The sequence below is a fragment of the Brachybacterium sp. UMB0905 genome (genome assembly GCF_002871795.1).
GTDB lineage: Bacteria > Actinomycetota > Actinomycetes > Actinomycetales > Dermabacteraceae > Brachybacterium.
In genome coordinates, this window is record NZ_PNHL01000007.1 from 58,786 (window position 1) to 82,712 (window position 23,927).

Consider the following 23,927-nt stretch of genomic DNA (forward strand, 5'->3'; position numbering starts at 1 on the left):
TCGGAAGCGGGGTCAGCTGACCCCGCCCCGCTATTTTACCCGCTCTTTACTGACCGGGAGCTGGATACGCGCCGATCTCATTCCGGGCCGCGGCGAGCATCGCCGCCACGGGTGCCTCGGGCACTGCGAGCATGCTGCGAACCTGCTGGCCGGCCTGGTGGGCGAGCATCTCCAGCCCATCGGCCACCTCAGCCCCATCAGCGCTGAGCAATCCCGCAATCGGCGCCGGCCACGGATCATAGAGCACATCCAGCAGCACTCCCGGCACGTCACGGGCCGCGAGACCTCCCCAGCGATCCGCGACGGCACGTGCCCCCGGAGCGGCCAGGGCCGAGATGAGAATGTCCGCACCGAGCAGCGCCTCACTGCGATCGAACGGCACCATCTCCACCGTGATCCCGGCACCCTCGGCCAGCTGCTCCAGCGGCGTGAGCTTCTCCGGGCTGCGGGCGCTCAGCAGCACTTCCTGCACCCCGAGCTGCGCGAGCGCCGCGACCGCGCACAGGGCCGTCGCCCCGGAGCCGAGCACCGCACCCGTGCCACCGCCCGTCGCGCCGTGGTCCCGCAGCGCCGCGACGATCCCGTGCACGTCATGGTTCTCCGCCCGCCAGCTGCCATCGCCGTGACGCAGCAGGGTGTTCGCCACCCCCAGCAGCTCCGCTGTCGCATCCCGCCGAGCGGCCAGGGCGAAGGCTTCCGGTTTGCCGGGCATCGTCACCGACAGGCCCTGCAGCCCCTCCCCCACGTCGGAGCACAGAAAATCAGCGAGCTGCCTCGCGGGCACGTCGTACCGGTCGTACACGGCATCCGTGATGCCGAGCTCGGCGTAGGCGGTCCGGTGCATGACCGGGGACAGGGAATGGCCGACGGGGCTGCCCACCACGGCAAAGCGCCGCACGGGCCCATCGGCCCCGTCGTGCCGCGGTGGGCCCGATGTCAGGAGTTCGCCCACTCCTGCCACTCCTTCACGTTCTTCTCGTGCTGTTTCCATGTCTCGGCGAACTTCGTCTCGCCGGTGTCGGTGTTCACCGTCACGAAGTAGAGCCAGTCGCCCTTGGGCGGGTCGATCGTCGCATCCAGTGCCTTCGCCCCCGGGGCGGCGATCGGGCCGGGCGGCAGACCGGTGTTGACGTACGTGTTGTACGGGTCGTCGGTCTTGCGCTCCTTATCGGTGGTGCCCACCGAAGCGGACTTGCCGGTCACGTAGTGGACGGTCGAGTCGAACTGCAGCGGCATCGGCGAGCCCTTGGCTTCGCCCTTGCCGTCCAGGCGGTTCAAGATGGTGCGGACCACCTTGCCGTAGTCGTCCTCATCGCGCACCTCCATCTCCGCGAGCGACGCCAGGGTCAGGTGGCGGTGCCAGTCCTCCTGCGGGATGTCCCGGCTCGTCAGCTCCTTCTCCATGCGCTCCCACATCATCTGGATGATGTCCTCAGCGGTCGCATCCTCCGGGATGTCGTAGCGGCCGGGCCACAGGTAGCCCTCCAGGCTCTTGGCCTCGTTCTCGGGGATGCCGTAGGAGGTGTAGTCCTTGGCGGCCTGCTCGAAGTCCTCGACCTCGAACTCGGTCTCCTCGGCGAGGCGCTCCCAGATCTGGGTGAGTCGCAGACCCTCGGGGATGATCACTCGGTACCCGGCGAGGTTCGCGGGATCCAGCAGCGCATCCAGGGCATCGGCGGAGGTCATCTGGGACTTGAGACGGTAGATGCCGGGCTCGATGTTGCTGGCGTCCGGGGTGGAGGAGAAGATCGTGATGAACGGGCCGGTGGATTTGATGACGTCCTGCTCCACGAGGGTGGCGGCAATATCGCTGCCGGTATCGCCCTGGGCGACCTCGACGATCACCTCACCGCTGCCGGGGCCTGGGTAGTCCTGGGCCTCCTGCTCCACGTTCACGTTGGAGGTGACCCACTGATAGCCGCGGTAGCCGCCATAGCCCAGCGTGGCGACGACCGCGAGCACCAGCAGCAGCGGCAGCACGCTGAGCAGTCCCCCGCCCTTGCGGCGGTGACCGCGACGCTTTCCACGCCGACGTTCGCGGCCCGCGGGCGCCTCGTCCTGCTCGCGCGCGAGCTCCTCGAACGAGAGGTCCTCGTTCTCGCTCATGCGTCCTCCTCCTGGTCCGCCCCCGATGCGGGGGTGTGCTCGTCACCGGCGGGATCCACCAGCTCGCCGGCGCGCATGCCGGTGGCTCGCTCGGTGTCCAGCGCCTGCTGGAGGATCATCACAGCCGCGACCTGATCGACGACCTGACGATGCCTGCGTCCCTTCCGCCCTGAGGAATGCAACGCCTTGTGGGCTGAGACGGTGGTGAGGCGCTCATCGATCAGACGCACCTCACTGCCCTCAGCAGCGGTACCCAGTGCGGTCACGAGCTCCTCGGCGAAGTCGCGGGCCTTCTGGGCTGCGGGGCCCTCGCCGCCGCTCAGCGACCGCGGGAGCCCCACCATGATGACATGGGCGCCGCTTTCACTGGCCTCGGCGACCACCCGCGTCACCGCCTGCTCGCGGGGAACCGTCTCCACGGGGGTGGCGATCATGCCGTCAAGGTCGCTGCGGGCAAGACCCACCCGCACATCACCGACGTCCACGCCGAGCCGCACCCCGCGGGGCAGGCCCTCCCCTGCGGCACCGGTGGCGAGGGTCACGACGGCTGCTCCGCGGTGACGGCGCCGCGCACGGCCTCCAGGGCCGCGTCGATCCGCTGCGGGTCACCGCCACCACCCTGGGCCATGTCCGGCTTGCCGCCGCCGCGGCCGCCCATCGCCTCAGCGCCGCCCTTCAGCAGGGCACCGGCCGCGAGCCCCGCCTCGCGGGCCGCAGCGTTCGTCGCCACCACGAGCGCGGCACGCCCGTTCTCGTGCCCGGCCACGGCCACGACGACGGGCTGATCCTCGCCGAGGCGGGAGCGCAGGTCCTGGGTGAGGGTGCGCAGATCCCCTGCGCCGATGCCCTCGCCGGCGTCGTGGGCGAGCACCCGCACACCAGCGATGTCCTGGGCGGACTCGGCGATCTGACCGGCCTGGGCCTGGAGCTGCTGGCCGCGCAGGGCGGTCAGCTGCTTCTCCATGTCTTTGACCCGCTGGGTGAGGGCTCGCACGCGCTCGGGCAGGTTCTCACCGGTGGTCTTCAGCATCTCCTCGAGCTGGGAGACCAGCGCCCGCTCCTTGGCCTGGTGGCGGTAGGCGGACAGCCCCACGAGGGCATCGACGCGCCGCACCCCGGAGCCGATGGAGGATTCGCTGAGCAGCTGGATGGTGCCGATGCGGCCGGTGTCGGGCACATGGGTGCCGCCGCACAGCTCCTGCGACCAGTCCCCGCCGATGGAGACCACGCGCACGATGTCGCCGTACTTCTCGCCGAACAGGGCCTGAGCGCCGAGGGCCTTCGCCTCCTCCAGCGGCATCTGCTCGTCAGTGACCGCAAGGCCCAGCTGCAGCTGGGAGTTCACGCGGCCTTCGACGTACTCCAGGGCGCTGGGAGACAGCGCGTTCGGGGAGCGGAAATCGAAGCGCATGCGGCCCGGGGAGTTCTCCGAACCGGCCTGCGCGGCCTCCTCCCCTACTTCCTCGAGCAGGGCCTGATGGACCATGTGGGTGGCCGTATGGGCGCGGGCGATGGCCTCCCGGCGCTCCCGGTCGATGCTCGCCACCGCACCGTCCCCGGCATGGATCTCGCCCTCGACCAGGCGTCCGCGGTGCACGATCAGCCCGGTGACGGGGGTCTGCACATCATCGACCTCCACCAGCGCGCCGCCGGTGGTTGTGATCTGGCCCTGATCGGCGAGCTGCCCGCCGGCCTCCGCGTAGAACGGGGTCTCGGCGAGGATCACCTCAATGTCCGCCGGGGCGGTGACCTCATCGACGATCAGCCCGTCCTGCAGCACGGTGCCGACGGTCGTCGTGACCGTGTGCTCGGTGTAGCCCAGGAACGGGGTGCGGCCATCCTGCGCGCCGAGGATCCGGTTGTACACGGAGGTGTCGCTGTGCCCGCCCTTCTTCGCGGCGGCATCGGCGCGGGCACGCTCGCGCTGCTCGGTCATCGCCGCACGGAACCCCTGTTCATCGACCGCGAGCCCTACTTCGTGCGCCATCTCGAGGGTGAGGTCGATGGGGAAGCCATAGGTGTCATGCAGGCGGAAGGCGTCCTGTCCAGACACGGATGTGCCCTGCTCCTTCGCGGCCGCGGAGATCTGATCGAAGATCGCGGTGCCGGTCTCGAGGGTGCGGCGGAAGGCCTCTTCCTCGGCGTGCATGATCTCGGCGATGCGCGCGGCGTCGGTCTGAAGCACCGGGTAGGTCTCTGCCATGGCCGCCTGGGAGACGGGCAGGAGCTGGGGCAGGCACGGCTTGTCGTAGCCCAGCAGGCGCATGGAGCGCACTGCGCGGCGGATCAGGCGGCGCAGCACGTAGCCGCGGCCTTCGTTGCCGGGGCGCACCCCGTCGGCCACAAGCATCATCGCGGAGCGGACATGGTCGGCGACCACGCGGAAGCGCACATCGTCCTCACCGCCGGTGCCGTAGGTGCGGCCGGTGAGCTCCTGGGCCTTGGCGATGACGGGGAAGACCTGGTCGGTCTCGTACATGTTCTGCTTGCCCTGGAGCAGGTAGGCCAGGCGCTCCACGCCCAGGCCCGTGTCGATCGACTTCTGCTCGAGCTCGCCGAGCAGCGGGAAGTCCTTGCCGGAGCCCTCGCCGCGCAGGTATTCGTCGAACACGAGGTTCCAGATCTCGAGGTACCGGTCCGAGGCCTCTTCGCTGGGCCACTCGGCAGCGGGGCCGCCGACCTGCTCGGGGCCGTACTCGGGGCCGCGGTCGTAGTGCCATTCGGCGCAGGGGCCGGCGGGACCGGGCTGGCCGGTGGACCAGAAGATCTCCTCGCGCGGCAGCAGGACGATGCGCTCGGCGGGGATCCCCACCTCCTGGGTGAGGATCTCCAGCGCCTCGCTGTCCTCCTCCCAAATGGTCACCCACATCCGGTCGCCCTCGAGGCCGTACCCGCCCTCGTCGATCGACGTGGTCAGCAGCTCCCAGGCGAATTCGATCGCCCCGCGCTTGTGGTAGTCACCGAAGGAGAAGTTCCCGGCCATCTGGAAGAAGGTGCCGTGACGCGTGGTGCGGCCGACGTTCTCGATGTCATTGGTGCGGATGCACTTCTGCACGGTGGCGATCCGCGAGTGCGGAGCCTGCTGCGTGCCCACGATGTAGGGGATGAACGGCACCATCCCGGCCACGGTGAACAGGATCGACGGGTCGGAGGACACCAGCGAGGTGCTGGGCTGGATGGTGTGCTGCTTGCGCTCGAAGAACTCGAGGAAACGGCGGGAGATCTCGGCGGCGCGCATCGGCGTGGCGTCCTTCCTGGGAATCCGGGTGGTGCGGGGCTTCCGGTCTGTTCTGCCCGGGCTGCGGGCAGCCGGTGCTGCGGACACGAAGGCCCCGGTCAGGGTACCGGAGCACACCTGCCGGGGCCGTCGTGGCGCGAGGAGTGGATCAGCGCGCGTAGTACTCGACGACGAGCTGGACGTCGCAGGTCACAGGCACGTCAGCGCGCTTGGGGCGCGAGGTGAGCTGGGCCTTCAGCTCGGACAGCTCCACGGTCAGGTACGACGGAGTCGCAGCCAGGACGTCGGAGTTGCCGCCCTCCGCAGCGATCTGGAAGGTCTCCATCGCCTGGGACTTGGGCTTGATCTGGATGGTCTGGCCCGGCGTCACGCGGTAGGACGGGCGGTCCACCAGCTTGCCGTCCACCAGCACGTGGCGGTGGGTGACAGCCTGGCGGGCCTGCAGGATGGTGCGGGCGAAACCGGCGCGCAGCACGAGCGCGTCCAGCCGCATCTCCAGCAGCTCGACCATGCTCTCACCGGTCAGACCCGGCTGCTTCTTGGCATCGAGGTAGATGCTGTGCAGCTGCTTCTCGCGCAGGGCGTACTGCGCGCGCAGACGCTGCTTCTCCTTCAGACGCACCGCGTAGTCGGACTCGGTGCGGCGGCGGGCACGGCCGTGCTCGCCCGGGGGGTACGGGCGCTTCTCGAAGTACTTGACGGACTTCGGGGTCAGCGGGAGCCCAAGGGCTCGGGACAGACGCGCCTGGCGGCGCGCACGGGTGACGTTGGTCACGAGGTATACCTCTTGTTCGCGTGTGGTGAATCCAGTCATGCAGCCGCGGATTCAGCGTCCCAGGTTAGCGCAGCGGGTGCGGTCGGTCCATGGCCGACGGGGCTGGTCACATGCGAAACCCTGTGGAGTGCCCCACACCGTCGGGCCGTGAGGTGCGGGCTCGGACTGGCGCCCGCTCAGCGGGGTGGCTGCTCCGTGGGCCGCTCAGGGCCGGAGTCACCCGGGCGCACAATGCGGCGCAGCGCCTCGACCCGGCGCGACGTGATCTCCTCCCGCCCATGGGTGGTGGGGTGGTAGTAATCGGTGCCCACCAGGTCATCGGGAGCGTACTGCTGGGCGACCACCCCGTGCGGGTGATCGTGCGCGTAGCGGTAGCCCTCCCCGTGGCCCAGGCTCTTCGCTCCGGAGTAGTGGGCATCGCGCAGATGGGCGGGCACGCCCTGGCCCTTTCCGGCGCGCACATCCGCGATCGCCGCATCCAGCGCCTTGTAGGAGGCGTTGGATTTCGGAGCGGTGGCGATGTGCACCACCGCCTGAGCGAGGGGGATGCGGCCCTCGGGCATGCCGAGCATCTGCACCGCCTGCATCGCCGCGACCGCGACCTGCAGCGCCGACGGGTCAGCCATGCTGACCTCCTCGCTCGCGGCGATCACGACGCGGCGGGCGATGAACCGCGGGTCCTCTCCTGCCTCGATCATGCGGGCCAGGTAATGCAGGGCGGCGTCCACATCGCTGCCCCGCATCGACTTGATGAAGGCACTGGTGACGTCATAGTGCTGGTCCCCGGCGCGGTCGTAGCGCAGCGCAGCACGGTTCACGGCTTGCGCGAGGGTTGCGGCATCGATCTCATCGGCTCCCTTCATGAGGGCTGCTGCCGCCGCGGCCTCCAGGGAGGTGAGGATCTTGCGGGCATCCCCGCCGCCGAGCCGCAGCAGAGCCTCGCGCGCGTCATCGGCGAGGGTGAGCGCTCCGCCGAGCCCGCGCTCCTCGGTGAGGGCCCGGTCGATGAGTGTGTCGAGGTCCTTGCGCTCCAGCGGCTCCAGGGTCAGGACGATCGACCGTGACAGCAGCGGGGAGATCACCGAGAAGTACGGGTTCTCGGTGGTGGCGGCGACGAGCGTGACCCAGCGATTCTCGACGCTGGGCAGCAGCGCGTCCTGCTGGGATTTGGAGAAGCGGTGGACCTCATCGACGAACAGGACCGTCTCCCGGCCGACGGTGCGCAGGCGGGTGCGGGCGCGGTCCACGACGTCGCGGATCTCCTTGACGCCGGCGAGCACCGCGGACACCTCGACGAACTCACGATCCCCGGACTGGGCGACGACATAGGCGAGCGTGGTCTTGCCCGTGCCGGGCGGGCCCCAGAGGATCACGGAGCTCGGGGCGGTGCGGTCATCATCGGTGGCGACCAGGCGGCGCAGCGGGCTGCCGGGCTCGAGGGCGGCATGCTGGCCGACGACCTCATCGAGGCTGCGCGGTCGCATGCGCACCGCTAGCGGCGCCCGATGATCGCGGTTCCCCTCCGACAGGGTGCGCGGCGCCGGCGCGTCACCGCCCAGCGAGAAGAGATCCTCGTCCATCCCTCCAGCTTAGGCCGGGAGGTTGAGCGCGATCCGCAGGAGCAGGCCTCAGGCGTCGCCGCGGAGCTCGTGGGCGATGCGACCGGGCCAGGCGGGGCCGTGGTAGATCATCGCGGTGTAGCCCTGGACCAGGTCCGCACCGGCGGCAAGGCGCTCGCGCACCTGCGCGGCAGTCTCCACTCCCCCGGCGCTGATCACGGTCGCGTCCTCCGGCAGGACCTGGCGCAGTAGGCGCAGTACCTCCATCGACCGCTCAGCGAGGATCGGACCCGAGAGCCCGCCCGCTCCAATCTGCTCGACCTTCTCCCGCGGCGTACGCAGCGTCTCCGGTCGGGCGATCGTGGTGTTGGTCGCGATGACGCCGGCGAGCCCCTCGTCGACCGCGAGCCGGGCGATCGCGTCGACGTCGTCATCGTGCAGATCCGGGGCGATCTTCACGAGCACGGGCACGGCCCGACCGAGCCGGCGCTCAGAGGCCTCGGCTTCCTCCCGCACCGCCTGCAGGATCGGGGCGAGCATCTGCACTGATTGCAGATCTCGCAGCCCCGGGGTGTTGGGGCTCGAGACGTTGATGGCGAGGTAGCTCGCATACGGCGCCACAAGGTTCGCGGAGAAGCGGTAGTCCTCCGCGGCATCTGCGAGGGGCGTCACCTTCGATTTGCCGATGTTCACGCCGATCACGGCGCGCTGGCCGCGTTCGGTCGAGCGGGTGCTGGCCAGTCGCTGCGCGAGGGCCCGGGCCCCGCGGTTGTTGAAGCCCATGCGGTTGATCAGGGCGCGGTCGGACACCAGGCGGAAGCTGCGCGGGCGCGGATTGCCCGGCTGCGGCTTGGCGGTGACGGTGCCGACCTCCACATGCCCATAGCCGAGATCCAGCAGCGCCAGAGCCACCTCGCCGTCCTTGTCGAATCCGGCCGCGAGCCCCAGAGGGCTCGGGTGGGTGAGGCCGAGAGCCTGCCAGGTGCGGCTTTCGGTGCCCGGTGCCGGGGTGCCGAACAGGGCCCGCAGCGCCGCGGGACCGCCCGGCATGGCGTGCGCGGTGTGCAGGGCGCGCACGGTCATGTGGTGGGCCTGCTCCGGGTCCGTGCGAGTCAGGACGTGGCGGAACAGTGAGGGATACAGCCCTGAGGTGGGCGCGGTGTCATCGGCGTTCACGTCGGCAACGGTACGACGTCGACCTGCTGACATTCAGGCCCTGTGTCCCCGCCTGCCGGTCAGCATCATGTAGGCGAGTGCCACCACCGGCAGGGCGAGCGGCACGAAACCGTAGCCCTTGCCGTAGACGCTCCACACGGTGTCATCGGGGAACAGCTGCGGATCCACCAGGCTGAGCGTCCCGACCACCACCACACCGATCAGCTCGATGACGCACAGCACCTGAGCGGTCCGTGAGCGTCTCCCACCCCGGATCAGGGCGATGGTGACTGCTATGTAGGTCAGGGCTGCCAACAGCGAGAGCAGGTAGGCGAGCGGCGCGAAGGAGAAGTCCCGCAGCATCTGCACGAGCGAGCGCGCGGTCGCGGATAGGGCGAAGATCGCATAGACCGCGATGAGGACGATCTCGGCACCGCGGCTTCGGCGTGGCCGGTCGCTGCGGGATGGGGCTGAACGGTTCATCCCAGCAGCCCCGGCCAGATCTGACCCAGCCGGACCAGCAGCACGATGTCCACCAGTGCGGCGACGGCGATCACGACACTCCCCCAGCGGGTGCGCTCGAACAGCCCCGCCCAGGCACCGCCGATCACCAGCAGAACCGCGGTCAGCAGGTACCCGTACAGGGTGATCGGATCCGGTGGGGTGTCGCCGCCGACGTCCCGCACGAGCACAGCGATCGCGAAGACCACCCAGGCCAGCGCCAGCAGCGCGGCCGCGCCCAGCAGGACGAGGTCCGCGGCGAGATCCTTCACCGCGTACAGCAGGCCGAGGCCGCTGGTGAGCACCGCCAGCACCACCACGGCGATGCTCAGCACCGTCATCGATCCGTCTCCTTCCCGCACCGCGTACGGCGCGGCTTTGTGCGAGCTGTTCTCACATCGCCCCTACGATAGAGGCATGTCCATGATCACTCTGACCGACACGTCCCTGTCCGATGTCAGCACCGATGTGCTGATTCTCCCGCTGGTGGCCGGCGCCGATGACGCCCCGGCGACCGTGCCGGGCTCCCCCGAGCTCTCCGAGGCGATCGCCGCGCTGGAGCCCTCCGCGAGCCGCGGCGATCTGCTGCGCATCCCGTCCGCCTCCCTCGTGGCGGCGAAGTCCGTGCTCCTGGTGGGCGTGGGCGAGAAGGAGCTCAGCGCCGTCGAGGCCGAGGATCTGCGCCTGGCCTTCGGTGCTGCGACCCGCTCCCTCGCCGGTACGACCTCCGCAGCGATCGCTCTGCCCGGCGGTTCCGCCGAGCAGCTTGCCGCCGCTCTCGAGGGTGCGGCGCTGGGCGCCTATGCCTTCACCGCCCACAAGACCGGCACCGGGGACAAGGCCCCGAAGGCCCCGCTGGCCGAGATCCATGTCGTGACCGATGGTGAGACCTCCCTCGAGACCGCTGTGCAGCGCGCCGAGGTGCTCGCCGATGTCGTCACCATCGTCCGTGACCTCGTGAACACCCCGCCGAACCTGCTGTACCCCGCGGAGTTCGCGCGCCGCGCCGAGGAGCATGTCAAGGACCTGCCCATCGAGGTGACGGTCCTGGATGAGAAGCAGCTCGCCGAGGGCGGCTACGGCGGCATCGTCGGCGTGGGCCAGGGCTCCACCCGCCCGCCCCGCCTGGTCAAGCTCGAGTACGCGCCCACCGGTGCCACCCGCTCCGTGTCCCTCGTGGGCAAGGGCATCACCTTCGACACCGGCGGCATCTCGCTCAAGCCCGCCGCGGGCATGGATGACATGACCTCCGATATGACCGGTGCGGCCACCGTCCTGGGCGCCACGGTCGGCGCCGCGAAGCTGGGCCTGGACGTGCGGGTCACCACCTTCCTGGCGCTCGCCGAGAACATGCCCGGCGGCGGTGCGCAGCGCCCCGGTGACGTGGTCACCATGCGCAACGGCATGACCGTCGAGGTGCTCAACACCGACGCTGAGGGCCGCATGGTCATGGCCGACGCCCTGGTGGACGCCGCTGCAACCGAGCCCGACCTGCTGATGGACGTCGCCACCCTGACCGGCGCGGCCGTGGTGGCCCTCGGCACCCGCACCGCCGGCGTGATGGGCTGCGAGGACGCCCGCGAGAAGGTGCTGGCCGCCGCTCGCACCTCCGGCGAACCGTTCTGGCCGCTACCGTTCCCCAGCGAGCTGCGCGCCGACCTCACCGGCCGCGTCGCGGATCTGCGCAACATCGGCGAGCGTCCCGGCGGCGCCCTGTCCGCCGGGATCTTCCTGAAGGAGTTCGTCGGCGAGACCCAGTGGGCGCACATCGACATCGCCGGTCCCGCCTTCACCGCCAAGCCGCTGGGCTACATGGGCAAGGGCGCCACGGGCATGTCCGTCCGCACCGTCCTGCAGGTGATCGAGGACATGGCCGGGAAGTGAACCGCGCGACCCTTGACGTCCGGACGGCGAGACCCGAAGTGAGCGAGAGCCCACATCGGCGCTGACCGATCGGCCAACCGGACGTGGCGGCGTCGCCTGGTGCCCTAGCATGGGGTGCGCAGGCGGCGCCGTCGGTCATTCCCGGCCCCAGGTCGCCGCGGAGACAACGCACACACCGAGGAGCTCACAGGTGGCGGATACATCCACTGACCAGTACGACGTCGTGATCCTGGGAGGTGGCAGCGGCGGCTACGCGGCCGCGCTGCGAGGCGCCCAGCTCGGCCTGAAGATCGCCCTCGTGGAGAAGGACAAGCTGGGCGGCACCTGCCTGCACCGCGGCTGCGTCCCCACCAAGGCGCTGCTGCACGTGGCGGAGCTGGCCGATGCCCCCAAGGAAGCCGCTGCGGCCGGCGTGGACCTGACCCTGGCCGGCATCGATGCCAGCAAGGTGCTCGCCTTCAAGGACAAGATCATCGGCCGCCTCTACAAGGGCCTGCAGGGCCTGGTGAAGGCCCGCAAGGTCGACTACGTCGAAGGCTTCGGCAAGCTCACCGCCAAGAACACCGTCACGGTGGAGACCGAGTCCGGCTCCCGCACCCTGACCGGCAAGAACGTCATCCTCGCCTCCGGGTCGTTCTCCAAGACGATCCCGGGCATCGAGCTGGGCGGGCGCTTCCTCGACTCCGAGGCGGCGCTGCAGCTGCCCGAGATTCCCAAGAACCCGATCATCCTGGGCGGCGGCGTCATCGGCGTCGAGTTCGCCTCGGTGTGGAAGTCCCTGGGCGCCGAGTCGGTCACCATCATCGAAGGCCTGCCCCACCTGGTCGCCAATGAGGATGAGGCCCTCTCGAAGGCCCTCGAGCGCGCGTTCAAGAAGCGCGGCATCACCTTCTCCCTCGGGGTGTTCACCGAGAAGGCCGAGCAGACCGAGAACGGCGTGAAGGTCACCCTCGCGGACGGCAAGGAGTTCGAGGGCGACTACCTGCTCGTGGCCGTGGGCCGCGGCCCGAACACCAAGGACATGGGCTACGAGGAGCAGGGCATCGAGATGGATCGCGGCTTCGTGCTGGCGAACCCCGAGACCCTGGAGACCAACGTGCCCGGCGTCTACGCCGTCGGCGACATCGTCCCCGGTCTGCAGCTGGCTCACCGCGGCTTCGCCCACGGCATCTTCGTGGCCGAGCGCATCGCGGGCCTGAACCCCGCGCCGATCGTCGAGTCCGGGATCGAGCGCATCACCTACTGCGAGCCCGAGCTGGGCTCCGTGGGCCTGAGCGAGAAGCAGGCCAAGGAGCAGCTGGGCGAGGACAAGGTCGAGGCCTACGAGTACAACCTCGGCGGCAACGGCAAGTCCCAGATCCTGGGCACCACCGGTTTCATCAAGCTGGTGCGCGAGAAGGACGGCCCGATCATCGGCGTCCACATGATCGGCAGCCGCATCTCCGAGCTGATGGGAGAGGCCCTGCTGATCGTCAACTGGGAGGCCTACCCCGAGGATGTCGCCTCCCTCATCCACGGCCACCCCTCGCAGCATGAGGCGCTCGGCGAGGCCGCCCTGGCCCTTGCCGGCAAGCCCCTGCACGCCCACGCCTGAGCCACTCCAGAAGGAGAGATGAACATGTCCGAAACCGTGAAGATGCCGGCTCTCGGTGAGTCCGTCACCGAGGGCACCGTCACCCGCTGGCTGAAGTCCGTCGGCGACACCGTCGAGGTGGACGAGCCGCTGCTCGAGGTCTCCACCGACAAGGTGGACACCGAGATTCCCTCCCCCGTGGCGGGCACCATCGAGAAGATCCTGGTCGAGGAGGACGAAGACGCCGAGGTCGGCGCCGACCTCGTCATCATCGGCGACGGCTCCGGCTCCGAGGACTCCGGGTCCGATGACTCCGGTGCCGATCAGAGCGAGGAGAAGGGCGAGAATCTCGCCGACGACGAGACCACCGCCCCCTCCACGGCGCAGGAGACCCCGGCTGGCGAGGCTGAGAAGCCCGCCGAGGCTGAGCAGGACTCCTCCGGTGGCTCCGCGGAGGGCCAGGAGGTCACGATGCCGGCGCTCGGCGAGTCCGTGACCGAGGGCACCGTGACCCGCTGGCTCAAGGAGGTCGGCGAGGAGGTCGAGGTCGACGAGCCGCTGCTCGAGGTCTCCACCGACAAGGTCGACACCGAGATCCCCTCCCCCGTGGCCGGCACCCTGCTGGAGATCAAGGTCGGCGAGGACGAGGACGCCGAGGTCGGCGCGGTCCTGGCGATCGTCGGCTCCGGTGATGCCGCTGCGGCGACGCCGGCCGACGACTCCTCTGAGAAGGCGGCCGAGGAGCCCACGCAGGAGGAGAAGCCGAAGCAGGAGGAGGAGAAGGCTGAGCAGGCGGAGGCCCCTGCGAAGGAGGAGAAGAAGCAGGAGCAGAGCGCCCCGGCCCCGCAGGCTGCGGACTCCGTCTCCGGCGCCGAGTCCTCCGGCTACGTCACCCCGCTGGTGCGCAAGATGGCCGCCGATGCCGGCGTGGACCTTTCCTCCGTGAAGGGCACCGGGCTGGGCGGTCGCATCCGCAAGCAGGACGTCCAGGAGGCGATCGACGCCCAGAAGTCTGCGACCGAGGCGCCCGCCGCGGCCCCGTCCCAGGCTCCGGCCGCCGCTGCGAAAGCCGCGCCGACGGTCGAGGTGTCCTCCAAGCGGGGCACCGAGGAGAAGATGCCGCGCATCCGCAAGGTCATCGGCCAGCGGATGGTGGAGTCCCTGCACGGCATGGCGCAGCTGACCACCGCGGTCGAGGTGGACCTCACCCGCATCGCGAAGCTGCGTGCCCGTGCCAAGGAGGATTTCGCGGCCCGGGAGGGTGCGAAGCTCACCTACCTGCCGTTCCTCATGATGGCTGCGGTGGAGGCGCTCAAGGTCTACCCGCAGCTGAACTCCACCATCGAGGGCGACAAGATCGTGTACCACGGCGCCGAGCACATCGGCATGGCCGCGGATACCGAGCGTGGCCTGGTGGTGCCGGTCATCAAGAACGCGGGCGACCTGAACCTGGCGGGCCTGGCCCGGCAGATCGGCGACCTCGGTGCGAAGGCGAAGGGCAACAAGCTCGTTCCGGATGATCTGCAGGGTGCGACCTTCACCATCACCAACACCGGCTCCGGCGGTGCGCTGTGGGACACCCCCATCGTGCCCGCCCCGCAGGTGGGCATCCTTGGCACCGGCACCATCACCAAGCGTCCCGCGGTGGTGCAGAACGCCGAGGGTGATGACACCATCGCGATCCGCTCGATGATGTACCTGTTCCTCTCCTACGACCACCGCATGGTCGACGGCGGCGACGCCGCCCGCTTCCTCACCTACATGAAGAAGCGTCTCGAGGAGGGTGCGTTCGAGGCCGAGCTCGGTCTCTGAGCCGCGCTGACCCGCGCAGGAACGGTTCGCCGCCCTTAAGGCGGTGAGGCCACACTCGAGAGGGCCCCGGCACCGCATCGGTGCCGGGGCCCTCTGCGCTCAGGAACTCGCGGGGCTGACCTCCACAATCCGCCACTGGTCGTGATCCCAGATGAGCTCGATCCGTACCGACGCAGGCTGCGTCGCCGGGACGATCGTCTCGTGATCCGCGGCGGTGATGACCGTGTGCTCCTCGGTCGAGGTCACCGCGGCGATGACCGCCCGCCCCTGGGCATCCGGGGCCTGGATCAGCTCCGCCTGATGGATCACCGGGCCACCGCCCCGCACCGTCGCTCCCTCGTAGGCGGTGCGCACCGCCTCGTCGTCGGAGGCAGCCACCGACCCCGGCAGGGCCGGTGAGACGTCCGCCAGACCGGTGACGTAGGCGTGACGTGCTCCCGCGAGCTCCGCCGCCAGGGCCCACGGGTCGTTGATCGCCGGCACGGGCTCAGCATCCGGCGTTGATGCACCGCGCGAGGCCGGGGCCGGGGGCGCTGCGATGCTCACAGCCGGATCTCGCAGGACCCACCAGGTGCCACCCCCGGCCACAGCCAGGGCGAGTACCACAAGGGCGGACAGCACAGCGGTGCGGCGATAAACCGGGTCTGCGAGGACACGCCGCACCGCCGCCGTGGCACCGCTGCCCGTACGTCGCGCGCTGCGTGAGGCCGTGCGGGGCTGCGGAAGCGGACGGAGCTGGGACTCCTCCCCGTGATCAGCATCGGACTGCTGCAGATGTGGTGCTTCTGGTATCGGTGCGACCAGCACATCAGGATCGGGCCCGCGGTCGTGGATGCGGCGCCGCAGAGTCCGGTCCTGATCCCCGAGGACGCTGTCGATCCAGCGCCGGTCCTCCAGCTGCGCCCGCACGGACGAGGATTCTCGCAGTCCCCGTAGATCGGTGACGAGAACGCTCCCCTCGGCCCGGACCCCAATCCCGCCGCCCGGGGCGGCGCCGAGCACCCAGCCGCGCTCATGCAGAGCCTTAAGCAGCTCCTCGAGCTCCGCGCGGATCTGCCGCGAGGCCTCCCGCTCCGCGGTCGCGGGATCTGTGGCCGCGGCGACCCGTCGGCCTTGGCGGCGCCGCAGCGGCGGAGCGGTCTCGCGCACGTACCCGTCGGCCTCGACCTCGAGCACGCACGGGGCGGCGTTGATTCCGGCGACCTCGAGGGCCGCCAGCAGCGTCTGCTCCGCCCGGACGGCGCGCTCCCCCGCTGGTGCTGTGGCGCGCACCCGCAGTGCGCGCTCGCACCCCGGCGGACCGATCAGCTCCTCGCTGCGCTCCGTCGCCCCTGACATCCCGTGCCTGTGCTCCATGTGCCCAGTGTGCGCCCGGGACTCCGGACAGCCCCTCGGTCATCCACAATCCGCAGGTCGCAGCGATGTAGGCTGGGTCGGTGCTCGATGTTATCCGCCTTGGTTTCAGCGAAGAGATCCCCGGCGGGGATCGCCACGAGGAGTTCTCGCTTCCGCCCGGCCCCGTGGACTACCGCACCGCCTGGGACATCCAGCGGCGCCTGCACGCCGAGGTCGTCGCCGGGGAGCGGCCGGACACGCTGCTGCTGCTCGAACATCAGCCGGTGTACACCGCCGGGAAGCTCACCGCCGATCACGAACGTCCCCGCGATGGCGCGGAGGTCGTGGACATCGACCGCGGCGGCAAGCTCACCTGGCACGGACCGCAGCAGCTGGTCGGCTACCCGATCGTGAAGCTGCCGGTGCCGATCGACGTCGTCGGCTTCGTGCGCGCCATCGAGCAGACCATCATCGGTGTCTGCAGCGATCTGGGGCTGCAGACCTGTGCGGTCGAAGGGCGCAGCGGCGTGTGGGTGCGCCGTCCGGGTGAGGAGGACCGGAAGGTCTGCGCGATCGGGCTGCGCGTATCCAAACGCGCCACGATGCATGGCTTCGCCTTGAACTGCGCCAATGATCTCTCGTGGGCCAGCAATGTGATCCCCTGCGGGATCGATGACGCGGGAGTGACCTCCCTCAGCCAGGAGCTGGGACGGCGCGTGCCCGTCGCCGCCGTGATCGACCCGGTGGCAGCCGCGATGACGGATCTCGTGGCGCACCGCACCTCGCAGCGGGCTTCCTGAGCAGCCCCATCGGCCCGTTCATCTATAGACTCATAGAATCCAGCAGTGAGGAGGCTCCAGGGTGACCATCGCCCCCGAAGGACGTCGCATGATGCGCATCGAGGCCCGCAATGCCGCGGTGCCGATCGAGCGCAAGCCGGAGTGGATCAAGACCCGCGCCGTCATGGGTCCGGAGTACAGCGCCATGAAGAAGCGGGTGCACGGCCAGGGCCTGCACACCGTCTGCGAGGAAGCCGGCTGCCCCAACATCTTCGAATGCTGGGAGGACCGCGAGGCCACGTTCCTCATCGGCGGGGACACCTGTACGCGCCGCTGCGACTTCTGCAACATCGCCACCGGCAAGCCGCAGCCCGTGGATCCGATGGAGCCGTTCAAGGTGGCCCAGCAGGTCAAGGAGATGGGCCTGCGCTACTCCACCATCACCGGTGTGGCGCGCGATGACCTGGCCGATGGTGCCGCGGGCCTGTTCGCGAAGACCTGCGAGCAGATCCACGCGATGAACCCCGGCACCGGGGTCGAGCTGCTGATCGATGACATCAAGGGCGACGGCGAGGCGCTCGAGCAGGTGTTCGCCGCGCAGCCCGAGGTGTTCGCCCACAACCTCGAGACCGTCCCGCGGATCTTCAAGCGGATCCGCCCCGCCTTCCGCTACGAGCGGTCGCTGGACGTGATCACGATGGGCAAGGACGCCGGGATGATCACCAAGTCCAACCTGATCCTGGGCATGGGTGAGACCACCGAGGAGATCCTCGAGTCGCTGCAGCGTCTGCACGATGCAGGCTGCGACATCATCACGATCACCCAGTACATGCGGCCCTCGAAGCTCCACCATCCGATCGACCGCTGGGTCAAGCCGCAGGAGTTCGTGGAGCTGTCCGAGGCCGCTCAGGAGATGGGTTTCCTGGCCGTCATGGCGGGGCCGATGGTGCGCTCCTCCTACCGGGCCGGGAAGCTGTGGGCGCAGGCCATGCGCAAGCTGGGCCGGGAGATCCCCGAGAATTTGCGCCACCTCGACTCCGATCAGCCCGCTCGGCAGGAGGCGGCCGCCGTGGTCGCCCGCCAGAACCAGTCCCAGGCGTCCTGACGCCCGCCCGCCCTCGAGAGGACCCCATGGCCCGCCGCTCCCCCAGCACGCCCGCGAAGGGCTCCGCGAAGACCACGAAGAACGCTGCGAAGACGTCCACGGACGGTCAGAAGAAGCCCGGTCGCTTCAAGCAGATCATCGAGGTCTTCAAGTACACGCAGGAGATGGATCGCTCCACCCTGCCGATGATGCTGCTGGCGATGGCCGCGTCGATCGCCGTGGGCCTGCTGGTCACCTGGCTGGTGTTCAACAGCCCCTGGTACGGCGTCTTCATGGGCCTGATGGTGGGTCTGCTGATCGCGATGCTGATCCTGGCCCGCAAGGCCGAACGCGCCGCCTTTGCCCGCATCAAAGGGCAGCCCGGTGCGGCGCTCGCGGCGATGCAGTCCATCAGGCGCGGGTGGAACGTCGAGGACGAGCCGGTGCAGATCGATCCGCGCTCGCAGAAGATGCTCTTCCGTGCTTCCGGACGGTCGGGCGTGGCGATCGTGGCGGAGGATTCCTCCGCGATCTCGATGCGGCTGCTGGAGAAGGAGCGGCGCGCGATCCGGCGCGTGCTGCAGCATGACAGCGTGCCGGTGCACCAGATCGTGGTGGGCGACGGCGATGGCGAGGTGCCGCTGCACAAGCTGTCCAGCTACATGCAGCGCATGAAGAAGCCGCTGACCAAGAGCGAGGGAGCGGCGGTCTCGCAGCGGCTGAATGTGCTGCATCGCTCGCTGCGCCAGTCCATGCCCAAGGGCATCGATCCGATGCGCGCCCGCCCCAACCGCAAGGCGATGCGCGGACGCTGAGACGCTGCCGGGGCGCGGGCAGCAGAGCCGTTGGGAAGCGTCGGGCTGCAGGCCCGGTGGGGAGCAGAGCCCTTTGGGTTCAGAGCCGGACGGCGGCGGTACCGGCGACCACATCCTGCAGGGGCTGCGCATCACGGTTGTAGACCACAGCCGGCAGCAGGAGGAGCATCAGCGTTGTGCGCACCGTGGCGCGCAGCAGCATCGGGGAGCGCCCGCGCACCGGCACCACCTTCACGCGCGTGAGGAACTGCCCGGGGGTCGCCCCGAACAGCGTCAGGAACAGCACGTTGATCACGGCGAACAGCACCAGGTCCGCGAGGGCGGCGCCGTCGAAGACGAGCGCGGAGATCCCCAGGCACAGCGCCCAGTCCAGGACCAGCGCCAGCGGGCGACGCCAGAACGGGGCCACCGACCCCGATCCGGTGGCGGGCAGTCCGAGCGCGGAGCCCTTGACGTAGCCCTCCTCACCGGGAGCGCCGTCCATCCACGAGCCCAGGTCCTTGCGATCGATCACGCCGGTAGCCTATCTGGCTGACCTGGACATTTCGCGCCGTGCTCGGTGAGCGCGCGGCGGCTCTAAAATGGATTCACCCGTCGGCTCGGCGAGCGTCGGCCGCGGGGACCCGCCCTACGGGGTGACGATCTGGACGACACGCGCCCGACGGCGCGGATGGAGGAGCCGTGTTCAACAACCCCAGCGAGGTCGTGAAGTACATCGAGGAAGAGGGTGTCGAGTTCGTCGACATCCGATTCTGCGACCTGCCCGGCGTCATGCAGCACTTCAATGTGCCCGCTGCGACGTTCGACGAGGAGGCGATCAGCACCGGTCAGCTCTTCGACGGCTCCTCGATCCGTGGCTTCCAGGCCATCCACGAGTCCGATATGAAGCTGATCCCGGATCTTTCCACCGCATACGTGGACCCCTACCGGGCGCGCAAGACCCTCATCATCAACTTCTCGATCGTCGATCCCTTCACGGACGAGCCCTATTCGCGTGATCCCCGCACGGTGGCGCAGAAGGCTCAGGAATACCTGAGCTCCACCGGGATCGCGGACACCGCGTTCTTCGCGGCGGAGGCGGAGTTCTACATCTTCGACGATGTGCGTTTCAAGAGCGGCATCAACTCCGGCTTCTACACGATCGACTCCGATGAGGCGGCGTGGAACACCGACCGTGATGAGTCCGAGTACGGCGGCAACCAGGGCTACAAGACGCGGGTCAAGGGCGGCTACTTCCCCGTCCCCCCGACCGATCAGATGGCGGATCTGCGCGATGAGATCTGCGCGGTGCTCAACCAGGTGGGGCTGGAGGTGGAGCGGGCGCACCACGAGGTGGGCACTGCCGGCCAGCAAGAGATCAACTACCGTTTCAACACGCTGCTGAACGCCGCCGATGACGTCATGAAGTTCAAGTACATCGTGAAGAACACGGTGTGGGAGGCGGGTAAGACCGCGACGTTCATGCCCAAGCCTCTGTTCGGCGACAACGGCTCGGGGATGCACACCCACCAGTCGCTGTGGAAGGACGGCGAGCCGCTGTTCTACGACGAGCGCGGCTACGGCGGGCTCTCAGACATCGCGCGCTGGTACATCGGCGGCATCATCGAGCACTCCCCCGCACTGACCGCGTTCACCAACCCCACGGTGAACTCCTTCAAGCGGCTCGTGCCGGGCTTCGAGGCGCCGGTCAACATGGTGTACTCGGCCCGGAACCGCTCGGCTGCGATCCGCATTCCTGTCACGGGCTCCTCGCCGAAGGCCAAGCGCATCGAGTTCCGCACCCCGGACCCGTCGGCGAACCCCTACCTGTCCTTCGCGGCGCAGCTCATGGCCGGGATCGACGGGATCCGCAACCGCATCGAGCCGCCGGAGCCGATCGACAAGGACCTGTATGAGCTGCCGCCGGAGGAGCATGCGGAGATCTGCCAGATCCCGTCCTCGCTCGAGGCGGCGCTGGATGCGCTCGAGGAGGATCATGACTTCCTCACCGAGGGCGATGTGTTCCCCGAGGACCTCATTGCGACGTGGATCGAGCTGAAGCGCACCACGGAGATCGACCCGTTCCGCTTCCGCCCCCACCCGCACGAGTTCGAGCTCTACTACGACATCTGAGATGTGTGCGCAGGTCAGGGGTGCTTCCTGGCCTGGCGGTCCGCGCGACGTCCGCATCCCCGGCACGCATCGACGCTCCGGTGAGCCCGCCCGCACCCGCTGGTGCGGGCGGGCTCCCGTAATGTCGGACGGCACGTCGCCTGATCCGCTTAGGCGCTGACCACCGGGGCGCGGAATCGGTTGTCCTGCGCCTGCTCAGCAAAGCGCTCGGGCTGTGCTGTGCACGTGGGGCACCAGCGCCCCGCGCCGACCACGAGATACGGCGAGGCGGTGAAGCGGTGCGCGTCGGCGCACTCCCATTCCACCGGTGTGCGTGAGGTACCCGGCGCAACCTCGCTGAGCAGGCATCCGCCGCGGAACGCCGCGGCGGTCTCACACAGCGCGGTGTCCCAGGCGCCTTCAGGGACGGACTCGTCAAAGCCGTGGTCGAGCGGCGCACCGATCTCGCGGCTCGGCGCTGCGGCAGGGGTCATGCCATCTCCTCACGTGGTCACGGACACGTCGGGCCCTCAGCTTGCGGAGACCTCCGGCAGGCGGGCGCTGAGCACGACACCCAGCAGGCCCATCACGGCCAGCATGACGAGGGCGGCGGCGACATGCACGGCAGCCAGCGCCGACGTAATCACCCCCACGAGCAGCAGCACGATGCCCATGGCGGAGTTGGAGACCGCGACATAGCGGGTGCGCTGATCCCCGTCGGCCATGTCCACCACGTACGTTTTGCGGCCCACCCGCACGCCGGTGTGCAGCATGGTGAGCAGGAAATAGGCGAGGACGAACAGCAGCGGGGGCAGGTCTCCCGCGCTGCCGCCCCCGCTGAGCTGCACGATGGCGACCAGGGCGAGGATCACGACGGAGGCGGCACCGGCGCCGAGGCTCATCACGCGCCGGCTCGAGCGGTCGGCGAGGGGCCCGAAGATGTGGCCGCCCAGCAGCTCGGCCACCCCCGAGGCGAGGATAAAACCACCGAGTCCCTGCAGGGCCTCGACGCCGTTCGCGACCGAGAGCGCCACTATGAACGGCGGGCTGAGGGATGAGACCAGCAGCAGACTGCGCACGGTGACGAAGTGCCGGAAGGGCCGGTCCTCGCGCAGCAGCGACACAGCATCGGTGAACCAGCCGCCCGTCGGCTCTTGCGCCTCCTCGGTGTGCTTCGGTTCTTTGGGCTCTTGTGCTGTGCTCTGCTGTGCTGTGCTCTGCTCTGTTGTGCTTTGCGCGGCCGGGTCCTCGTCCGGTTCCCGGATTCCGGCGTAGATCACCGCGACCCCCACCCAGAGTGCCGCGGCCACCGTCAGCAGGATGACCAGTTGCGTCGTGGGTGTGCCGGAGCCGCCGAGCAGGCGGATCCCCAGCCCCAGGGTGATCGCGACGAGGCCCGCGATGGTGGTGCCCCACCCGGTGATCTGACCGCGCTGCCCCTTCGGGAGGGTACGGCCCTGGACATCCTTCGAGGCGATCGAGGTGAGGCAGCGGCCCAGCGAGAACACCGCGAGCGCCGTGATGATGAGCGCGCCCGCGAGCAGACCCCGCGTGAATGCGGCGGTCAGTGCCATGGCGGCCACGGCGAGAGCTTGGATGATCGCCCCGGTGACGTGGACCCAGCGGCGCTGCCGCACGCGCAGCACCCACGGGGTGATCATCGCCTGCGGAAGCATGGACAGCGATTCCCGCACCGGCACCAGCACACCGGTCAGCGCCGATGGAACACCGAGCACCCCGAACAGCCACGGCAGCACTGTGGAGGCGCTGGCCATCTGGTCGCCCGAGGATTGCAGGGCACCGGCGCCCAGCTGCCGCAGCCCGTTGGAGGCAACGTGCTCGCGCACCCCGGCAGGCAGATCCTCCCGGGCGGAGGTGTTGTCCCGGATGAGCGCGCTGTAGATCCGCTCTGCTGGGGCGGTCACTTCCCGCCGGCCTGCAGGGAGCGCACCACCCCGATGATGGCAGCGATCAGGAGCACCGCACCGCCAGCGCTGGCGCCGTAACGCACCGCGGTGGGCCCGTCGACGCCGAGAGCGAACTGCGCGAGGATCCACACAGCGAGGCCGAGGAACACGGCGATCAGCGTCGCCGTGCCGATGAGTGAGGCGATCGAGGTGGACGAGGTCTTCGTGGCGGGAGTGGTGGTGCGGTCGTCGGGTGAGGAGGACGGGGTGTGTGCCATGGAAAGCTCCGGAGAGTGCGGTGGCAGAAACACTGTCACTGTAGAGGAGCGGGCCCGCTGGCGCACCCGAATGCGCGGTCTAGGGGCGGGTGCGGGCGCGGGATCCTCAGCGCAGTGCGTCGACCCCACCCTTGCTGCGCAGCAGCGACAGCAGCAGATCCTTCGGGCTGGCTGCCGGGTCCAGGGCGCACTGATCAGGGTCGAAGGTCCAGGTGGCCCGCAAGGCGCGGAACACCTCGAACTCCTCATCGCCGGTGCGCAGCGGAACCGCCTGGTAGCCCCCGACCTCGGGCAGATGGATGATGAACGCCCCGGTCAGCTCAGGCATCTCCCGAGTGGTGCCGTCATCATCCAGCAGCTGTTCGGCGCGGCACACCGCGACGCCCTGCAGGGCGTAGTCACCGCGAACCTTCTTGGAGGTCTTGATGTCGGCGCTCAGCAGCGTGTTGCCGATCCGCACGATCGCATCGGTGGTTCCGGCATAGCCGACGGTGTGGTTGACGACCGTCTGTTCGACCTCAACGAACTCCGGCTGGTACTCCTCAAGAAAACGGCCGTAGCCGTCCAGCCGCACGCGGGCGCGGTCCACCAGCGCGGCCGGGTCCTTCTCCGCGGCGAAGGCACCCTGGGCAGAGCGCATCTCGGAGGCGATCTGGCCGATATCGGCGTCGCTCGGGCGGGTGCCGCTGCGGCCCCATTCCTCACAGGCGGCGTGGACCAGGGTGCCGAAGTCCGCGGCGGCGCGCGTGTAGTCCTCCGCAGCGGCGGCTATGCGCTTCTGGCTGCCCCAGCGGTCGCGCGTGACGCGGGAGATCTCCTGGGCGGCGCGATCGGGATTGCGGTCCAGCCACTGGTACATCTCGAGCGCCCGTTTCGAGGCCATCGTGGCGTACCATCCCTGCAGGAAATCCTTGGCGCGCATGCCCGCGACGGTGGTGATCGAGGGGTACATCAGGGGGCCGTCGGGCTCGAGGCGGTACATCCGACCGCGCGGGGTATCGGCGCTCAGCGAAGGGGTGGTCATGGATCCTCGAG

22 protein-coding genes are annotated in these 23,927 nt (G+C 69.3%); 7 read left to right on the forward strand and 15 right to left on the reverse strand.

Going from position 1 to position 23,927, the window contains the following annotated elements; genetic code table 11:
• Positions 1–46: 46 nt before the first annotated feature.
• From CJ197_RS08375 to CJ197_RS08415, 9 genes are all read right to left on the reverse strand, one after another.
• Positions 47–952 (reverse strand): shikimate dehydrogenase, encoded by a 906-nt coding sequence (locus tag CJ197_RS08375; RefSeq protein WP_233190756.1) that lies wholly within the window; start codon positions 950–952, stop codon positions 47–49.
• Positions 937–2,106, reverse strand: coding sequence for an endolytic transglycosylase MltG (mltG, locus tag CJ197_RS08380; RefSeq protein ID WP_102236295.1), 1,170 nt, complete (start codon positions 2,104–2,106; stop codon positions 937–939). Before mltG ends, CJ197_RS08375 begins: the two co-directional genes overlap by 16 nt.
• Positions 2,103–2,648: a Holliday junction resolvase RuvX gene (gene ruvX, locus CJ197_RS08385; RefSeq protein ID WP_102236296.1), complete on the reverse strand. Its 546-nt coding sequence runs from the start codon at positions 2,646–2,648 to the stop codon at positions 2,103–2,105. The genes mltG and ruvX overlap by 4 nt, the downstream gene beginning before the upstream one ends.
• Positions 2,645–5,344, reverse strand: coding sequence for an alanine--tRNA ligase (alaS, locus tag CJ197_RS08390; protein ID WP_102236297.1), 2,700 nt, complete (start codon positions 5,342–5,344; stop codon positions 2,645–2,647). The genes ruvX and alaS overlap by 4 nt, the downstream gene beginning before the upstream one ends.
• 148 nt (positions 5,345–5,492) lie before the next feature.
• The gene (gene rpsD, locus CJ197_RS08395) at positions 5,493–6,119 is read right to left on the reverse strand and encodes a 30S ribosomal protein S4 (protein ID WP_102236298.1); all 627 of its coding nucleotides are present in this window, start codon (positions 6,117–6,119) and stop codon (positions 5,493–5,495) included.
• Positions 6,120–6,295: 176 nt separating this feature from the next.
• Positions 6,296–7,699 (reverse strand): replication-associated recombination protein A, encoded by a 1,404-nt coding sequence (locus tag CJ197_RS08400; RefSeq protein WP_102236299.1) that lies wholly within the window; start codon positions 7,697–7,699, stop codon positions 6,296–6,298.
• Positions 7,700–7,747: 48 nt separating this feature from the next.
• On the reverse strand, positions 7,748–8,854 hold the full coding sequence (locus CJ197_RS08405; RefSeq protein WP_102236300.1) for a quinone-dependent dihydroorotate dehydrogenase: 1,107 nt from the start codon (positions 8,852–8,854) through the stop codon (positions 7,748–7,750).
• Between the two features lie 33 nt (positions 8,855–8,887).
• Positions 8,888–9,316, reverse strand: coding sequence for a hypothetical protein (locus CJ197_RS08410; protein ID WP_102236301.1), 429 nt, complete (start codon positions 9,314–9,316; stop codon positions 8,888–8,890).
• Positions 9,313–9,675 carry a hypothetical protein gene (locus tag CJ197_RS08415; protein ID WP_102236302.1) on the reverse strand — a complete coding sequence of 121 codons (363 nt, stop codon included), beginning with the start codon at positions 9,673–9,675 and terminating at the stop codon, positions 9,313–9,315. The genes CJ197_RS08410 and CJ197_RS08415 overlap by 4 nt, the downstream gene beginning before the upstream one ends.
• Before the next feature lie 76 nt (positions 9,676–9,751).
• On the opposite strand from CJ197_RS08415, the gene CJ197_RS08420 reads away from it, so the two are divergent.
• From CJ197_RS08420 to sucB, 3 genes are all read left to right on the forward strand, one after another.
• Positions 9,752–11,218 carry a leucyl aminopeptidase gene (locus tag CJ197_RS08420; protein WP_102236303.1) on the forward strand — a complete coding sequence of 489 codons (1,467 nt, stop codon included), beginning with the start codon at positions 9,752–9,754 and terminating at the stop codon, positions 11,216–11,218.
• A 190-nt stretch (positions 11,219–11,408) separates the two neighbouring features.
• The gene (gene lpdA / locus CJ197_RS08425) at positions 11,409–12,812 is read left to right on the forward strand and encodes a dihydrolipoyl dehydrogenase (RefSeq protein ID WP_102236304.1); all 1,404 of its coding nucleotides are present in this window, start codon (positions 11,409–11,411) and stop codon (positions 12,810–12,812) included.
• A gap of 24 nt (positions 12,813–12,836) precedes the next feature.
• Positions 12,837–14,603 carry a 2-oxoglutarate dehydrogenase, E2 component, dihydrolipoamide succinyltransferase gene (sucB, locus tag CJ197_RS08430; RefSeq protein ID WP_102236409.1) on the forward strand — a complete coding sequence of 589 codons (1,767 nt, stop codon included), beginning with the start codon at positions 12,837–12,839 and terminating at the stop codon, positions 14,601–14,603.
• Between the two features lie 99 nt (positions 14,604–14,702).
• On the opposite strand, the gene CJ197_RS08435 is transcribed toward sucB, so the two are convergent.
• The gene (locus tag CJ197_RS08435; protein ID WP_146007735.1) at positions 14,703–15,959 is read right to left on the reverse strand and encodes a hypothetical protein; all 1,257 of its coding nucleotides are present in this window, start codon (positions 15,957–15,959) and stop codon (positions 14,703–14,705) included.
• Positions 15,960–16,039: 80 nt separating this feature from the next.
• Between CJ197_RS08435 and lipB the strand changes: the two genes are divergently transcribed.
• The 3 genes from lipB to CJ197_RS08450 all read left to right on the forward strand — a co-directional run bounded on the left by lipB (position 16,040) and on the right by CJ197_RS08450 (position 18,616).
• Positions 16,040–16,738, forward strand: a complete 699-nt coding sequence (gene lipB / locus CJ197_RS08440) for a lipoyl(octanoyl) transferase LipB (protein WP_102236306.1) — start codon at positions 16,040–16,042, stop codon at positions 16,736–16,738.
• A gap of 61 nt (positions 16,739–16,799) precedes the next feature.
• Positions 16,800–17,822: a lipoyl synthase gene (lipA, locus tag CJ197_RS08445; RefSeq protein WP_102236307.1), complete on the forward strand. Its 1,023-nt coding sequence runs from the start codon at positions 16,800–16,802 to the stop codon at positions 17,820–17,822.
• A gap of 26 nt (positions 17,823–17,848) precedes the next feature.
• Positions 17,849–18,616, forward strand: coding sequence for a DUF4191 domain-containing protein (locus CJ197_RS08450; protein ID WP_102236308.1), 768 nt, complete (start codon positions 17,849–17,851; stop codon positions 18,614–18,616).
• Positions 18,617–18,695: 79 nt separating this feature from the next.
• On the opposite strand, the gene CJ197_RS08455 is transcribed toward CJ197_RS08450, so the two are convergent.
• Positions 18,696–19,130 carry an RDD family protein gene (locus CJ197_RS08455; RefSeq protein ID WP_102236309.1) on the reverse strand — a complete coding sequence of 145 codons (435 nt, stop codon included), beginning with the start codon at positions 19,128–19,130 and terminating at the stop codon, positions 18,696–18,698.
• Between the two features lie 167 nt (positions 19,131–19,297).
• Here CJ197_RS08455 and glnA point away from each other — a divergent pair, with 167 nt between their 5' ends.
• The gene (gene glnA / locus CJ197_RS08460; RefSeq protein ID WP_102236310.1) at positions 19,298–20,728 is read left to right on the forward strand and encodes a type I glutamate--ammonia ligase; all 1,431 of its coding nucleotides are present in this window, start codon (positions 19,298–19,300) and stop codon (positions 20,726–20,728) included.
• A gap of 149 nt (positions 20,729–20,877) precedes the next feature.
• Here the strand turns inward: glnA and CJ197_RS08465 are convergent, their stop codons facing one another.
• The 4 genes from CJ197_RS08465 to CJ197_RS08480 all read right to left on the reverse strand — a co-directional run bounded on the left by CJ197_RS08465 (position 20,878) and on the right by CJ197_RS08480 (position 23,916).
• The gene (locus CJ197_RS08465; protein ID WP_102236311.1) at positions 20,878–21,201 is read right to left on the reverse strand and encodes a hypothetical protein; all 324 of its coding nucleotides are present in this window, start codon (positions 21,199–21,201) and stop codon (positions 20,878–20,880) included.
• 36 nt (positions 21,202–21,237) lie between these two features.
• Entirely contained in the window at positions 21,238–22,632 is a 1,395-nt protein-coding gene (locus CJ197_RS08470) for an MFS transporter (RefSeq protein ID WP_102236312.1), read from the reverse strand.
• On the reverse strand, positions 22,629–22,892 hold the full coding sequence (locus CJ197_RS08475) for a hypothetical protein (RefSeq protein WP_102236313.1): 264 nt from the start codon (positions 22,890–22,892) through the stop codon (positions 22,629–22,631). The genes CJ197_RS08470 and CJ197_RS08475 overlap by 4 nt, the downstream gene beginning before the upstream one ends.
• Before the next feature lie 106 nt (positions 22,893–22,998).
• Positions 22,999–23,916 (reverse strand): PD-(D/E)XK nuclease family protein, encoded by a 918-nt coding sequence (locus CJ197_RS08480; RefSeq protein WP_102236314.1) that lies wholly within the window; start codon positions 23,914–23,916, stop codon positions 22,999–23,001.
• Between the last annotated feature and the right edge of the window lie 11 nt (positions 23,917–23,927).